This is a genomic window from Corynebacterium sp. HMSC05H05 (assembly GCF_001807265.1).
In the GTDB taxonomy this organism is placed as follows: domain Bacteria; phylum Actinomycetota; class Actinomycetes; order Mycobacteriales; family Mycobacteriaceae; genus Corynebacterium.
This window is the reverse complement of sequence record NZ_KV788374.1, coordinates 16,927-31,729: the sequence shown is the minus strand read 5'-3', so window position 1 is coordinate 31,729 and position 14,803 is coordinate 16,927. Positions and strand designations below refer to the sequence as shown.

Genomic DNA, 14,803 nt, shown 5'->3' with positions numbered 1-14,803 from the left:
CTCGGAAGCAACGGATGGATATATAACCACGAACGTAAACAGCACACAAACCAGCAGGTCATCGCAGGTTTAGTGGTACGCAGCAATCGGCCCATGCGGACCTTCAATCACCTGCACCGGGGTATTGAAAATTTCGGTGAGCAAGTCGTCGCGCATGATCTCCTCCACCGTGCCAAAGGCAAAGACCTGTCCGTCCTTGGCAGCACAGATGTAGTCCGCGTAGCGGGCTGCGAAGTTGATGTCGTGCAGCACGATCACGATGGTGCGGCCGAACTCGCGGGCGGCGGAGTGCAGGTGCTGCATCATTTCCACCGAGTGGGAGATGTCCAGGTTGTTCAGGGGCTCGTCGAGAAGCACGTAGTCCGTTTCCTGGCAAAGCACCATTGCGACGTATGCGCGCTGGCGCTGACCACCGGAGAGCTGGTCCAGGTAGCGGTGTTCAAGTTCGCGCAGGCCGAAGAAGTCGATGTAGCGGGAGATGATCTCCTCGTCTGCTTCGCTCAGGCGCCCACCCGAGTACGGGAAGCGGCCGAAACCGACGAGCTGCCGCACGGTCAGGCGGGTGACAAAGTGGTTCTCCTGCCGCAGGATGGAAACCACTTTGGCCAGGTCCTTCGGGTTCGAAGAGGACACGTCCATCTGCCCGATGCGCACGGAGCCGGAATCCAGCGCCAGGAGTCTGCCGATCATGGTGAGAAGCGTCGATTTACCGGCGCCGTTCGGCCCCACTAACGCGGTGATGCCGCCGGCCGGGATTTGCAGTGAGACCGGCCCGATGGCGGTGTCGTCGCCGTAGGCCTTGCTCACCTCGTTGAGCTCGATCACAGTCTCCCCTTCCGTAGGACAACGATGAGGAACGTCAGGCCGCCGACCAATTCGATGATGATGGAGACGACGCCCTGGGCGTAGAAGATGTGGTTCATGATGAAGTACGCGCCCGACAGGATGCAGTAGCCGAGCAGCGCCGCCATGGGGAACACGTAGCGGTGGTCGTAGGTGTCCGCGAACTGGTACGCAAGCGTGGCCACCAGGAAGCCGAGGAAGGTCATCGGACCGACCAGCGCAGTCGAGACTGCCATCAGCACCGAGACCAGCACGAGGGTGTACACCGCGTGCTTTTTGTGGCTGACGCCCAGGTTCACGGCCACATCGCGGCCCAAGCCCAGCACGTTGAGTCGGCGCGAATTCGCATACATCAGCCCGACTGCCACCAACACCAGGGGCACGGCCAGCGGGTAGTAGGCCGGGTCCGCGTTGTTCACGGAGCCGAACAACCGGGCAGTGAGCACGTCGAACTCGCTGGGCGTGAGCAGACGCTGCATAAACGTCGACACGCTGCCTAGCCCCCCGCCGAGCACGATGCCGACGAGCAGCATGGCGTGCATGTTCGGGTTATCGCCGGCGAGCAGCCACGTGTACAGGATCAGGCTTAAGCCCACCATGAGCACGAGCTGGATCACGAACATCTCCAGCGTGCGGGCGTTATTCAGCCCCGCGGCGCCGAGAAAGTACACGGTGGAGGTGTGAATGGCCACGTACAGCGACTCGAACCCCATGATGGACGGGGTGATGATGCGGTTGTTGGTCACCGTCTGGAACGCCACCGTCGCCACGGCTTGGCAGACCGCCACCACCGCCATCGCGATGACGGAGTTCATGCGGCGCTCCGCAATCAGCCAGTAGCCGCGGGTGCCAAACTCCATGGGGTTGCCCCAGGACAAAAGGCCCGCGGTGAACAGCAGCGCAGCCACCACCAGGGTGCCTACGACTAGCCAGTAGCGCCTCTTGCTTTGCGACGTCTGGAACGCCCCGACCCCGCGCATTGCCTCACGCATTCCGGCTCCTCTTCACAATCAGGGCGATGAAGACGGCGGCGCCGACCACGCCGAGGATCACGGACACGGGCATCTCGAACGGCGCGATGACGATGCGTCCGAGCAGGTCGCACAGCGTGACCACGCCAATGCCGGTGAGGCAGACCCAGGGCAGGTTGGACCGGAGGTCGTCGCCACGCAGCATGCTCACGATGTTGGGGACGATGAGCCCGAGAAATGGCAGGTTACCCACGACAACGGTGACCACGCCGGTGGCTACCGCGACGAGGCTGGTGCCCACGAGCACGATGCGGTTGTAGTTCAGCCCAATGTTGGTGGCGATGTCTTCGCCGAGGCCGGCGGCGGTGAGTCGGTCGGCGTAGAAGAACACGGCGATGACCACGAGCAGCACGACCCAGAGGATCTCGTATTGCCCGGCGATCACGCTGGTGAAGGAGCCGGCGAACCAGACGCCAAGGGACTGCAACAGGTCAGTCTGCAGGGCAATGAATGTGGACACCGCACTGACCACCGCGCCGAGCATGATGCCCACGATCGGCACCACCAGGCTGGAGCGGAGCGTGACGCGCCGCAGGAACGCGAAGAACACCATGGTGCCGATGAAGGCGGCGCCGACGGCGAGCAGCATGCGCGTCATCACGGAACCGTCCGGGAACAACAAGAACGACGCGAGTAGCCCCAACCCGGCCCACTCGGTGGTGCCGGTGGTGGTGGGTTCCACAAAACGGTTCTGGGTGAGCATCTGCATGATCAGCCCGCTCATCGCCATGGCCGCGCCGGCGAGCACCAGCGCGATCGTGCGCGGCACACGGGTGGCGCGGAACATTTCCCAGCCGTCCTCGGTACCCAGGATGTCGTACTGCCCCACCATCAGCGAAGCTGCGAGGAGGGCTAAAACAAGGACGACACCCGCCCCCAGCTTCCAGTCCAGAAGCTTGGGGCGGGTGGTGGTCGTTGTATCAGTCATCGGGGACAGACTACTTGGCTGCCTCGAGTTGCTCAGAGATCTGGTTGAGAATCTCGGTGTAGGTGAAGATGGACTCGTTGGTGTAGGTGTCCGCCGGGGCGACGTAGACGTGGCCGTCCTTAACCGCGGCCACGTTCTTCAGCGGTGCGGAATCGTTGATCACGGACAGCGCTTCCGGGGAATCGGTGATGGACTTCACGCCCGCGTCGCGGTCCAGCACGAGTAGCCAGTCCGGGTTGGCGCTGGCGATGGCCTCGACGGAGATGTCGTCGCCTTGGTGGTCGTCGGAGGCGTTGTCCACCTCAAGCGCCGGGGTGAAGCCGATCAGGTCGAACAGCGGGCCCCACACGCGGCCCACGCCCGGGGCGACGTAGCCGATCTCGCCGCCGGAGACGTTCAGCGCCATGACCTTCTGCTCCGGGTCGTAGGCGTTGCGGGCGCGCTGGACAGCCTCGGTGAATTCCTGAACTGCCTGCTCAGCCTCGGCCTGCTTGCCAAAGACATCGCCCAGCTCCAGGGTCTGGCGGATCAGCTCGCGGTCGAACGGCTCGCCCTCGCGCGGCTCGAAGTCCAGCAGCGTGGCGTCCGGGACCAGCTTTTCAATGTCCTGGTCGAACTGCTCGAAGCGCTGACCGGAGACGATCACGTCCGGGTCCGCGGCCGCGATGGCCTCCAAGTCCGGCTCGCGGTGGTTGCCGATGTCGATGATGTCCTCGTCGTCCGCAATCCCAGGAATCGAGTTGGGCACAAGCTGACGCGCCGCGGCGACCGGCTTAATCCCCCAGGAATCCAGCAGCTCGAACGAACGGTTATCCAGGGCGACCACGCGCTTCGGCGGGGTGGGCACGGTCTTCTCGCCGTAGTTGTCGGTGACGGTCACGGTGCCGTCGGAAGCATCATTGCTTTGAGACGCCCCTTCGGTCGCCGCCGTTTCCGAACCAGCGGCGGATTCAGTGGCAGACTCCGTGCCAGATTCCGAGGTGGAGCACGCGCCCAGCGTGAGGGCGCCGGCGGCTGCGAGAGCAATGAGAGAGGTACGCGAGAAACGGGTCACGGTCGTCCTTCCATTCAGTTCGTAAGGTAAGGGTTACCTGACCCATATTAGGCTAACCATACTTCGGCGCCAAACCACCCCTCCACCCCCTCTCCCCAGACGCAGCATAAAAGCCCCGGACCGCGCCTACGGTCCGGGGCTTTCACGTCGCTCGAGCAGGTTACTGATAATCGCGACCGTGCATCTTCTGAAGCTCAATGCCGTGGCCCTGGCCCGACAGGAACAGGGTGGACGCGTCGAGCTGGAACAGCTGCGGGTTGGCCTGCAGAACCATCTTCAGGTCGTCGGCGTCCTTCTGCGCACCGGGCTCGCACGCCATCTTGGTCTCGGTGAAGTCGCTGAGGTGCAGTGCGCCGGTGTTGTCGATCTGGTACTTCGCGGTGCCGGAGTTGCAGCCGTCGTTGAGGTGGAGCACACCGTTCTCGCGGAAGTCCAGGGTGATGGCGGTGTTCTTCTTTGCCTGCAGGGTGGTGTCCAGCGCAGCGGCGAGGCGATCATCCGTGAGATGGTCTGCACCTTCCGGGATCTGCTGGATCAGCTCGGAGCCCGCCGGGTTCTCCGGCGCCGGGGCCGGTGCTGGGTTCCCGCCGAGGTCGCCGAACAGGTTCGAGCTCATCTGCACGAACTGGTCGATGCTGGAGGCTTCGTTCTGCTCCTGAGCCCGCTCCTGGGCGTCGGCAGTTCCGACGCCCAAGAGGCCGCCCGTGAGGGCGACGGCTGCGGTTGCTGTGGACAATTTCCTTAGGGTCTTGGTTGAAGTAACCATGGCCCACACGCTACCGAGCGTTTCCAGACGAACAAGGGGCTCAAAGGAACTTCAACGCAACTCCAAACTTGTGTTGACGCAGCTCATAGTTTTGACACACCCCATGGTTTCCCCAGAAAAACCATAACCCCGCTGCCCAGACGGGAGCAGCGGGGAGGCGAAGCGACGTCGATTAGCTAGCAGCTGCCTTTACAAATTCGATGGCCTTGCCCTGAGCCGCCAGCGCGATGGTCTCGTTGTCGATGCGGTACACCGACGGGTTCGAGCGCAGAATGGACTTCAGCTCGTCCGCCTTGTTCATCTTGGTCGGGTCGCACAGGCGCTGCGTCTCGGCGATGGTCCCCACCTTCACGGCACCGTTGCCCTCAATGGAGTATCCGGCGCTGCCGGCATTGCATCCGTCAAAGAAGGACAGCTTGCCGCCCGGCTCGAAGGTGACCGTCATCGACGCGTCGCTCTTCACCGGCAGCGACCCCTTCAATGCAGTCTTCGCCTTGTCTGCCGGCAACGGCTTCGCCCCCTCCGGCAGGTTTTTCAGCAGCATGTGGGAGCCGCCCTTGTTAATCACGGAGCCACTAAACGCGGACCACCCCATCTGCGTCCAGCCCTCAATGTCGGCAGGTCCGTTGGAAGACATCTGCGCGTTGGCGGTGCCTGCGCCAATAAAGCCGCCGGCGAGGGCGGCGAGAGCGGTTGCTGCGGACAACGTCTTTTTCGTCTTGGAGGTCATACACGCCAACCTACTTGCCATTTCACAGCATTCAAGGGCCTCTACGAAGCTTTTACGCAACCTGGACGCTCCTTTAACCCAACGGCCAGCGCGCACTAGGGCGGCCTAGAAAAACACCACCTCGTCGCGTTCCAGCCACGCCCCCTTGCCGCTTTCAGAGTCCCAGCAGGTCACGCCGGTCTCCTCCACCGCGCACACGAACGGGCCGTGGTTGACCACTTCGCCGTACTGCACGACCTCCGCGGATTCGCTGCCCGCGGGCCACACGGAGTCGTCGTAAAGCGGCGGCTCAGTTTGCTCGCGCGGGTAGCCGCCGAGGATTTCCATCATCCACCGCGGCGTGCCTAGCTCACCGATGCCGAATTGCTCGCTTTCCATGAATGACTTCACGCCGCAGTCGAACATCGGCTCGTCCGCTAGGTTCATCATGCAGCCGATGTTGCCGGACGGGGTGACAAACAGCGCGTTTTGCACGGAACTATCGCCGATGCTCTTGATCGTCCTGATCGGCCGCGCGTTGTCCGGGACGGGGCCGCCAGCACCCGGGTACGCCAGCGGGGCGCCAGGGATTCCGCCTTGCCTATCGACGTGCTCCGCCTCCCCCGACGCCGCAGCATCAGCCTGTTTCGCCGGCTCCTCGGGCGCCTCAACCTCCGGAGCTTCCGCTTCCGGCGCCTCCACGGTTTCGGTCACCGTGACGTGCTCGGCCTCGGGCGTGTCGCTGCAGCCGACGACCAAGAAGGTCGTGGCGGCAAGGGCTGCGAGGACGTTGCGGTTCATGCCACCAGAGGCTATGAGCTAAAACTTCGAGAGTGATTTGCACAGGCGTAAAGGTTCCTGTCGTCGCCCCAACCCGCAAACCCTGAGCAAACCTTCCGGAGTATGCGCCATTTTGGGCCTTCCTCTGGAGTTCTTGCTCAGGGTTTGTGGTGCGGTCTGCCTGAGACCGTGACATTCTGCAGATGAATCACTACCCTACTTGTTGATACGTCACCAAAAGGAGTGTTTAGCAATGAAAGCCTTCGGTTTCTTGAGCTTCGGGCACTACGCCTTCAGCGGCCAGCGCGGCCCGTCCGCGGAGAAGATCGCCAAGATCCACCTGGAGATCGCCCAGGCAGCCGACGAGATCGGCGTGAACAACGCGTCCTTCCGCGTCCACCACTTCGTGCCGCAGGCCTCCGCCCCGATGCCGCTGCTCGGCGCGGTCGCCGCCACCACCAAGCACATCGAGGTGGGCACGGGCGTGATCGACATGCGCTACGAAAACCCGCTCTACCTTGCCGAAGAGGCCGCCTCCCTGTACCAGCTCTCCGGCGGGCGCGTGGCCCTGGGTGTCTCCCGCGGCGCCCCCGAGGTTGCCGAGCGCGGTTGGGAGGCCTTCGGCTACAAGGGCGAAGCCCCCAACGGCGCGGACGTGGCGCGCGCACACCTGGAGACCTTCATGGCCGCGGTGGACGGCAACGGGTTCGCCACCGCAGCACCGCTGGACCGCCAGTACCCCAACATGTTCCAGCCAGGCTCCGCCCTGCCGGTCTTTCCCATGACGCCCGAACTGCGCAAGCACATCTTCTACGGCTCCGGCACCCACACCTCCGCGGAGCAGACCGCCAAGGATGGGCTGAACCTGATGTCGTCCACCCTGGTCTCTGAGACCACCGCCGAGACCCTCGGCGAAATCCAGGCGGACCAGATCGGCCGCTACCGCGCCGCGTGGAAGGAGGCGGGCCACGACTGGTCCCCGCGCGTGTCCGTGTCCCGCTCCATCTTCCCCATCGTCGACGGCGCCGATATGCAGATGTTTGGCATGCAGGCCTCCGGTTCCGACCAGGTGGGCATGCTGCCTGACGTGGGCGCTTCCACCTTCGGCCGCACCTACGCCGCCGAGCCGGACAAGCTCATCGAGCAGCTCAAGGCCGACCCTGCCGTCATGGCCGCCGACACACTGTTGATCACCATCCCCACCGGCATGGGCGTGGACGTCAACGTGAAGATCCTCGAAAACTTCGCCACCCACGTCGCCCCCGCGCTGGGCTGGCAGCCGAACACCGAGGGCCCGGTCACCGGTTACCCGATCGACTAGGCCCACAAACAAGAAACCCGCTGGCCGTGGTGTGGCCAGCGGGTTTCCCGTTTTTCGGTGGAGCCGCCGGGAATTGAACCCGGGTCCTTCATCACCGCGCCAGGGCTTCTCCGTGCGCAGTTCGCACGTTGTCTCTCATCGACCCTCCGGATCAGTCGAACATGTCCGGATGACGGGCCCAGTCAGTGAAAGGTGTCCCTTCCAAGGCCCCACTGACAGAGCCGGAAGGCAAGTCCCCTGAGTCGACGCCAGGTACCGGGTCGGGGACATCCCCGGCCTGACGGACACGCAGGTCGCTGGACCTTTCTATTTAGGCAGCGAGGGCGTAGTCACGCTGAGAGTTCTTCTCTGCGTTTATTAATTACAGCGACGCTTACGGTGGTCTCCTGCCTGCACCGGCACGCTTCCCCTGGCTAAGTAGATGAAGTCGAAACCAGAATCGACCCCTTCAACTACGAAGAAACGTAGGAGAAAGAACTCTACCGCATGGGCCCCAAAAAGCACAAGAGGCTTTACGACGTAAACGCCGGACGCACCCGGAGAAACTCAACGACGGCACCCGGTCCGGCGTCGACGGCGAGACGCGCAGCCTTGGCCACCTCGTCGGCCGCCATCTTGGGCTGGTCGTTGCTGCCGGCGAGCATGTCGGTGTCGGTGCGGCCCGGGTGCAGGGAGGTCACGCGCACCTTGCCGGCCTCCTCCTGCGCCAGCGCTTCAGTAAACCCACGCAGCGCGAACTTGGACGCGCAGTAGGCCGAGTTTTCGGCGATGCCGTGGAATCCGGCGCCGGAGTTGATGGTGATGATCAGGCCGGAGGAGCGTCGCAAAGCGGGAAGCAACGCGCGGGTGAGCGTGACTGGGGCGAAGAGGTTGACCTCCATCATCTCGCGCCACTTGTCGTCGGTGAGCTCTTCGAGCGGGCCGCCGTCCATCACGCCGGCGGCGAGCACGAGCACGTCCAGCTCCTCAATCTTGGAGGCAGCCTCCAAGATCGCGTCGGTGTCGGTCAGGTCCGCCTCGAACGGCTCGGCGCTGGGCAGCGCGGAAACGATGCCGGATGCGTCCTTCGACGCGCCGGCGTAAATGTGGTGGTCCTTGCCCAGGTCCTCGGCGATGGCGCGGCCGATGCCGCGGGATGCTCCAGTAATCAGTGCCTTCTTCATAGGCACCCACCGTAGCGAAATTAGGCCTTGATGCCCTTGAGCTTGCGGCCTAGTTCGCGGGTGATCTCGCGGTCCTCGGTGCGACGCTTGATGTCGCGACGCTTGTCGTAGTCCTGCTTACCCTGGGCAAGGCCCAGCTCGACCTTGGCGCGGCCGTCCTTGAGGTAGAGCGACAGCGGGATCAGGGTGCGGTTGCCGTCGCGGACCTTGCCTTCCAGCGAGTCGATCTCGCGGCGGTGCAGCAGCAGCTTGCGGGTGCGGCGCGGCGGGTGGTTGGTCCAGTGGCCGCGGGAGTACTCCGGGATGTGCATGTTGCGCAGCCAGACCTCGCCGTTGTCGATGGTGGCGAACGCCTCCACCAGCGAGACCTTGCCTTCGCGCAAGGCCTTGATCTCGGTGCCCTGCAGCACCAGCCCGCACTCCCAGGTGTCCAAGATGGTGTAGTCATGGCGAGCCTTCCGGTTGGTGGCAAGCACACCGGTGTTGGAAAGCTTCTGCTTCTTGTTCTTCTTGGACATAAGAGCGCCAAGTGTACTACTTGCGCACGTAAGAGCGAAGCGCCACCTGCGCGGCCAGCCCGCCGAGCACCATGGCGACGATGCCGACCAGCGGCATGACCGCCCACACGGTGCTGTCCGGCACGCGCGCGATAAGCTGGTTGGCGTAGAGGTCGCCCAGCAGCGGGTCCACGATGAGCTGCTTGCCAGCCCACACGCCGACGGTGGCCAGCACCGCGCCGATCAGCACGGACAGCACCGCCTCCAGCACGAACGGCGCCTGGGTGAACCAGCGCGAGGCACCCACCATGCGCATAATGCCGATCTGCTCGCGGCGGTTGTACGCCGCCAGCTGCACCATGTTGGAGATCAAGAACACCGCGGCCAGCGCCTGGGCTGCCGCCACCGCGAACGCGACGTTACGGAACGTGTTCAGTGTCCCGGCGGCGGAGCGCACCGTGTCCGCCTGGTCGGAGATGACCTCCACCTGGTCCATGTAGCGGATTGTGTCCAGCGGCGAGGTGTCGGTCGGGTCCGCCAGGCGCACGTGCAGCGCGGCCGGCAAGGCGTCCGGGGCGGTCTCGCGCACCAGCTCCGGCTCGGAATCCTGGAAAAGTTCCTTGAAGCGCTCGTAGGACTGCTCGCGGGAGCGGAAGGTCACCTGCTCCACGCGGTCGTCCGCCTGCAGGGTGTCGCGCACCTGCTTGCAGCGGTCCGAGGAACAGTCCTGGTCGTTCGCGGAGATGTCCTCGTCCAGCTCCACCATCACCTCGACGCGGTCCAGGTACAGGTCCTTCGTCTGCGTGGTGGCCTTGGAAATCAGCACGCCGGTGCCCACCAACACCAGCGACAGTGCGGTGGTGATGATCAGCGCGATGGTCATGGTGAGGTTGCGGCCCAGGCCCTTGACACCCTCACGGAAAATAAACTCCCAGTTCACGGCTACCTCCTCACGTCCCCGTACACGCCGTTTTCCTCGTCGCGCACGATCTTGCCCAGCTGCAGCTCCACCACGCGTTTGCGCATCTCGTCCACCGCTCGCGCGTTGTGCGTGGACATGATCACTGTGGTGCCCATGCGGTTAATGCGGGCGAGCAGCGCCATAATTTCGTCGGCGGTGCCGGGGTCGAGGTTGCCCGTTGGTTCGTCGCAAAGCATGAGCTTTGGCTTATCGACGAAAGCTCTCGCAATAGCCACGCGCTGCTGCTCACCACCGGACAGTTCCTGTGGCATGCGGTTCGCCTTGGCGCCGAGGCCGACCAGCTCGAGGGCGTCGGGGACGAGCTTGGCGATGCGGTTTTTCGGCTTGCCGATGACCTCGAGCGCGAACGCGACGTTGTCGTAGACGCTTAGGTTCTGCAGCAGGCGGAAGTCCTGGAACACGTAGCCGATGGATTGGCGCAGCTTGTTCACCTGCTTGCCGTTTAGGGCGTTGACGTGGAAGTCGTTGAAGAAAATGTCGCCCGAGGAGACGTTTTCCTCGCGGATGAGAAGCTGCAGGAAGGTCGACTTGCCGGAGCCGGACGCGCCGATGAGGAACACGAACTCGCCGTCGGGGATGTCGAGCGTGACGTCGTCGAGCGCGGGGCGCGTCGACGTCGGGTACGCCTTGGTCACATGGTCGAATCGGATCACGCGACACACCTTACCTGTTACTGATGTGGCTGTAGTGGTTGTCGGCGAACGCGCGCCCAAGACACATCGCGGCGGAATCTGTCAGTCGGATCCTATCGCCCCAGGTCGATGTAAGAGGCTGCCGTAATCTGTCAGGAACCCACGCCGAACCACCCCAGGAAGCCCCACATCCGTCACCGCATCCCGGACCGATGCCTCCTAAGCCTCCTGCTGCTGCGCCATGCGCCAGCGGATGCCGGCCTCCAAGAACCCGTCGATGTCGCCGTCGAGGACCTTCTGCGGGTCGCCGACTTCAAAGTCTGTGCGCAGGTCCTTGACCATCTGGTATGGGTGCAGGACATAGGAGCGCATCTGGTTGCCCCAGCTGGCGTTGCCGCCGGCGCCGAGGGCATCCATCTCGGCCTTTTCCTCCTGGCGCTTCTTCTCCAGCAGCTTGGACTGGAGCACGTTGAGCGCCGAGGCCTTGTTCTGGATCTGGGACTTCTCGTTCTGGCAGGTCACCACGATGCCGGTGGGGATGTGGGTGATGCGCACGGCCGAGTCGGTGGTGTTCACCGATTGCCCGCCGGGGCCGGAGGATCGGTAGACATCCACGCGAATGTCGGAGTCCGGGATGTCGATGTGGTCGGTCTGTTCCACCACGGGCAGCACCTCCACCTCGGCGAACGAGGTCTGGCGGCGCGCCTGGTTGTCAAAGGGCGAGATACGCACCAGGCGGTGCGCGCCCTGCTCCACCGAGAGCTGGCCGTACAGGTACTCGCCGTGCACGACGAAGGTCGCGGACTTGATGCCGGCCTCCTCCGCGTAGGAGATGTCGTAGATGTCCACCTTGTGGCCGGCTTTTTCGGCCCAGCGGGTGTACATGCGCATGAGCATCTCGGCCCAGTCCGCGGCGTCCACCCCGCCGGCGCCGGAGCGGATGTGCACCACGGCTTCGCGCTGGTCGTACTCGCCGGAGAGCATGGTCTGCACCTCCAGCGAGTCGATCTGCGCGGTCACGTCGTCGAGCTCCTCGTCGGCCATGGAGGCGTCGCCTTCTTCTTCGGCGAGTTCGTACATCACCGGCAGGTCGTCGATACGCGAGCGCAGCGACGTGACCTTCTTCAGGCGCGCCTGCACATTCGACAGCTCGGTGGTGACCTGCTGCGCGTGCGCCGGGTCGTCCCACAGCGACGGGTCCCCGGCCTGTGCCTCCAGCTCGCGGGCGCGCTCGCGCAGGACGTCCAGGTCCATCACCTTCTCAATGGTGGAAAGTGTGGAGCTTAAGTCCTTGATCCGCGTCTGAGTTTCCGGCTGCATAGGGGCAAAGTCTAGCGAACCGCCTGACGCGGCCACCAAGACGGGATACAGTGGCCTGCGACCCCACACGGGCGCCCGGGGCACCGGGCTGAGATCGCGCTGACGCCCGCGCGAGCACCGTTCGAACCTGTCTGGTTAGCACCAGCGAAGGAAGGAGAAGGTCGTGGCTCACGACATCTATGCCCATGAAATCCACCCGAAGCACTCCTACGCCCCGATTGTGAAAGACGGGCTGGAGGTTCCGGAGACCGCGATCCAGCTGGATGACTCCCCCACCGGGCCGAACGAGCCGTTCAAGATCTACCGCACCCGCGGCCCGCACACGGAGCCGGAGGTGGGCCTGCCGAGCCTGCGAGGCGAGTGGATCGCGGCGCGCGGCGACGTGGAGGAGTACGCAGGCCGCGAGCGCAATTTGCTTGACGACGGCCGCGCAGCCGTCAAACGCGGCGCCGCCAGCGAAGAGTGGCGCGGCGAGACCCGCACGCCGCTGCGCGCAAAAGACGGCAAGCGCGTGACCCAGATGGCATATGCCCGCCGCGGCGAGATCACCCGCGAGATGGAGTTCGTCGCACTTCGCGAGCACTGCGACGTGGAGAAGGTGCGCGAAGAGGTCGCCGCGGGGCGTGCGATCATCCCGAACAACGTCAACCACCCGGAAAGCGAACCGATGATCATCGGCAACGCATTCTTGACCAAGATCAACGCCAACATCGGCAACTCCGCGGTGACCTCCTCCATCCGCGAGGAGGTGGACAAGCTGCGCTGGGCCACCCGCTGGGGCGCGGACACCGTGATGGACCTCTCCACCGGCGACGACATCCACGCCACCCGCGAGTGGATCCTGCGCAACTCCCCGGTTCCCATCGGCACCGTGCCGATCTACCAGGCGCTGGAGAAGGTGAACGGCATCGCGGAGGACCTGACGTGGGAGATCTTCCGCGACACCGTGATCGAGCAGTGCGAGCAGGGCGTGGACTACATGACCGTGCACGCCGGCGTGCGCCTGCCGTACGTGCCGCTGACCTCCAAGCGCGTCACCGGCATCGTCTCCCGCGGCGGCTCCATCATGGCCGGCTGGTGCCTCGCCCACCACAAGGAATCCTTCCTGTACGAGAACTTCGACGAGCTGTGCGAGATCTTCTCCCAGTACGACGTCGCATTCTCGCTTGGCGACGGCCTCCGCCCCGGCTCCGTGGCCGACGCCAACGACGCCGCCCAGTTCGCGGAACTGAAAACCATCGGCGAGCTGTGCAAGCGCGCCTGGGACTACGACGTGCAGGTGATGATCGAAGGCCCCGGCCACGTGCCGCTGGACATGATCCAGGTCAACAACGAAAAGGAAGAGCAGTGGTGCGGCGGCGCGCCGTTTTACACGCTCGGCCCCCTGGTCACGGACATCGCGCCGGGCTACGACCACATCACCTCTGCCATCGGCGCGGCCAACATCGCGGCCGGCGGCACGGCGATGCTGTGCTACGTCACCCCGAAGGAGCACCTGGGCCTGCCCAACCGCGACGACGTGAAAACCGGCGTGATCACCTACAAGGTCGCCGCCCACGCAGCCGATGTGGCCAAGGGCCACCCAGGCGCGCGCGACTGGGACGACGCAATGAGCAAGGCCCGCTTCGAGTTCCGCTGGCACGACCAGTTCGCCCTGTCCCTGGACCCGGAGACGGCGCAGTCCTACCACGACGAGACGCTGCCGGCGGAGCCGGCGAAGACGGCGCACTTCTGCTCGATGTGCGGCCCGAAGTTCTGCTCCATGCGCATCTCGCAGGACATCCGCGACGAGTTCGGCGACCAGATCGCGGACCTTGGCATGCCGTCCTTCGACTTCGACGCCGACGCCCCGGCCGCATCTTCCGACGCGCGCGAGGGCGAACAGGAGATGGCGCGCGAATTCCGCGACTTGGGCTCGAACGTGTACCTCAAGGAGGGCGAGGAGTCCCCGACTGCGCCATAATGGCCGCGTGACCGATACGCAGCAGTTTATTTCCGACCACCGCAACGATTCCGACGCCGAGCTCGCAGCCGCGCTCGTGCGACACGCCGGCCAGCTGGCGCTGCGCATGCGCGCCGAGGGCCTGGACGCGGAGGTAAAAACCTCCGTCTCCGACGTGGTCACGGAAGCCGACCGCACCGCCGAGCGCTTCGTGGCCGAGGCGCTTCAGGCACTGCGCGGCGACGACGGCGTGATCGGCGAGGAGGGCGCTTCCCGCCCGTCCGCCACCGGCCGCACGTGGGTGATCGACCCGGTGGACGGCACCTACAACTTCTCGCAGGGCTCGGATTACTTCTGCTCGGCGCTCGCGCTTACCGACGACACTTCCGCCCACTCCCCCGCCATCGGCGCCGTGCACCGCCCCGCCACGGACACCACGTGGATCGCGGCGGACGGCGTGGCCACGCGCGACGGGGTGGAGCTTCGGGGGCTGGCGGAGTCGTCGCTAAGCGAAAGCGCTGTGGTGACCTACCTGCACCCGACGTTTATGGCCGACGACGATGTGCGCGAGGCGTGGCTGCGCGTAATTTCGGGCGCGGCGACGATGCGCATGATGGGCGCCGGTTCTGTTGACCTGTCGAATCTCGCGTCCGGGCAGATGGGCGCGTGGCTGCAGCACACCGTGCCGGACTGGGATTGGCTGCCGGGCAAGGCGCTGGTCGAGGCCGTCGGCGGCCGATGCACGAAGGTCGAAGCCGGTGGCGTGACCTGGTGCGTTGCCGGTAACTCGCGAATCGTGGACGAGATCGCCGAGCACCTGCAGGGCTAGCCGCCC

15 protein-coding genes, 1 other RNA gene and 1 riboswitch are annotated in these 14,803 nt (G+C 64.7%); of the genes, 3 read left to right on the top strand and 13 right to left on the bottom strand.

All coding sequences use genetic code 11. From position 1 onward, the window contains the following. Nucleotides 1-69 precede the first annotated feature (69 nt). From HMPREF3151_RS02835 to HMPREF3151_RS02805, 7 genes are all read right to left on the bottom strand, one after another. Entirely contained in the window at nt 70-825 is a 756-nt protein-coding gene (locus HMPREF3151_RS02835) for an iron ABC transporter ATP-binding protein (RefSeq protein ID WP_070473293.1), read from the bottom strand. Further along, nucleotides 822-1,835, bottom strand: a complete 1,014-nt coding sequence (locus HMPREF3151_RS02830) for an iron chelate uptake ABC transporter family permease subunit (protein WP_070473291.1) — start codon at nt 1,833-1,835, stop codon at nt 822-824. Before HMPREF3151_RS02830 ends, HMPREF3151_RS02835 begins: the two co-directional genes overlap by 4 nt. Then, a complete protein-coding gene (locus HMPREF3151_RS02825) occupies nt 1,828-2,802 on the bottom strand; it encodes an ABC transporter permease (protein ID WP_070473289.1) in 975 nt (324 codons plus the stop codon). The genes HMPREF3151_RS02830 and HMPREF3151_RS02825 overlap by 8 nt, the downstream gene beginning before the upstream one ends. Nucleotides 2,803-2,812: 10 nt before the next feature. Next, nucleotides 2,813-3,856, bottom strand: coding sequence for a siderophore ABC transporter substrate-binding protein (locus tag HMPREF3151_RS02820; protein ID WP_070473287.1), 1,044 nt, complete (start codon nt 3,854-3,856; stop codon nt 2,813-2,815). 160 nt (nt 3,857-4,016) lie between these two features. Further along, nucleotides 4,017-4,622: an META domain-containing protein gene (locus HMPREF3151_RS02815; protein ID WP_083290147.1), complete on the bottom strand. Its 606-nt coding sequence runs from the start codon at nt 4,620-4,622 to the stop codon at nt 4,017-4,019. A gap of 172 nt (nt 4,623-4,794) precedes the next feature. Then, on the bottom strand, nt 4,795-5,352 hold the full coding sequence (locus tag HMPREF3151_RS02810) for an META domain-containing protein (RefSeq protein ID WP_070473283.1): 558 nt from the start codon (nt 5,350-5,352) through the stop codon (nt 4,795-4,797). A gap of 105 nt (nt 5,353-5,457) precedes the next feature. Then, nucleotides 5,458-6,132 carry a hypothetical protein gene (locus tag HMPREF3151_RS02805; protein WP_070473282.1) on the bottom strand — a complete coding sequence of 225 codons (675 nt, stop codon included), beginning with the start codon at nt 6,130-6,132 and terminating at the stop codon, nt 5,458-5,460. Nucleotides 6,133-6,364: 232 nt separating this feature from the next. Here HMPREF3151_RS02805 and HMPREF3151_RS02800 point away from each other — a divergent pair, with 232 nt between their 5' ends. Next, nucleotides 6,365-7,432, top strand: a complete 1,068-nt coding sequence (locus HMPREF3151_RS02800) for an LLM class flavin-dependent oxidoreductase (RefSeq protein ID WP_070473280.1) — start codon at nt 6,365-6,367, stop codon at nt 7,430-7,432. Nucleotides 7,433-7,487: 55 nt separating this feature from the next. Here HMPREF3151_RS02800 and ssrA read toward each other — a convergent pair. The 6 genes from ssrA to prfB form a co-directional block, all read right to left on the bottom strand. Beyond that, nucleotides 7,488-7,879, bottom strand: a transfer-messenger RNA (tmRNA) gene (gene ssrA / locus HMPREF3151_RS02795). 65 nt (nt 7,880-7,944) lie between these two features. Beyond that, nucleotides 7,945-8,595, bottom strand: a complete 651-nt coding sequence (locus HMPREF3151_RS02790; protein WP_070473278.1) for an SDR family oxidoreductase — start codon at nt 8,593-8,595, stop codon at nt 7,945-7,947. 20 nt (nt 8,596-8,615) lie between these two features. Next, nucleotides 8,616-9,113 (bottom strand): SsrA-binding protein SmpB, encoded by a 498-nt coding sequence (smpB, locus tag HMPREF3151_RS02785; RefSeq protein WP_070473276.1) that lies wholly within the window; start codon nt 9,111-9,113, stop codon nt 8,616-8,618. Nucleotides 9,114-9,129: 16 nt separating this feature from the next. Further along, a complete protein-coding gene (ftsX, locus tag HMPREF3151_RS02780) occupies nt 9,130-10,032 on the bottom strand; it encodes a permease-like cell division protein FtsX (RefSeq protein ID WP_141741285.1) in 903 nt (300 codons plus the stop codon). A 2-nt stretch (nt 10,033-10,034) separates the two neighbouring features. Then, the gene (ftsE, locus tag HMPREF3151_RS02775; RefSeq protein WP_070473275.1) at nt 10,035-10,727 is read right to left on the bottom strand and encodes a cell division ATP-binding protein FtsE; all 693 of its coding nucleotides are present in this window, start codon (nt 10,725-10,727) and stop codon (nt 10,035-10,037) included. A 198-nt stretch (nt 10,728-10,925) separates the two neighbouring features. Beyond that, complete coding sequence (gene prfB / locus HMPREF3151_RS02770) at nt 10,926-12,026, bottom strand: peptide chain release factor 2 (RefSeq protein ID WP_070473273.1); 1,101 nt, start codon at nt 12,024-12,026, stop codon at nt 10,926-10,928. A gap of 57 nt (nt 12,027-12,083) precedes the next feature. After that, a riboswitch (TPP riboswitch) is annotated at nt 12,084-12,196 on the top strand. Between prfB and thiC the strand changes: the two genes are divergently transcribed. Both thiC and HMPREF3151_RS02760 read left to right on the top strand, forming a co-directional pair. Beyond that, complete coding sequence (thiC, locus tag HMPREF3151_RS02765; protein WP_070473298.1) at nt 12,190-13,989, top strand: phosphomethylpyrimidine synthase ThiC; 1,800 nt, start codon at nt 12,190-12,192, stop codon at nt 13,987-13,989. Its footprint overlaps the riboswitch before it by 7 nt. A 7-nt stretch (nt 13,990-13,996) precedes the next feature. Next, on the top strand, nt 13,997-14,797 hold the full coding sequence (locus tag HMPREF3151_RS02760) for an inositol monophosphatase family protein (RefSeq protein ID WP_246815182.1): 801 nt from the start codon (nt 13,997-13,999) through the stop codon (nt 14,795-14,797). Nucleotides 14,798-14,803 lie beyond the last annotated feature (6 nt).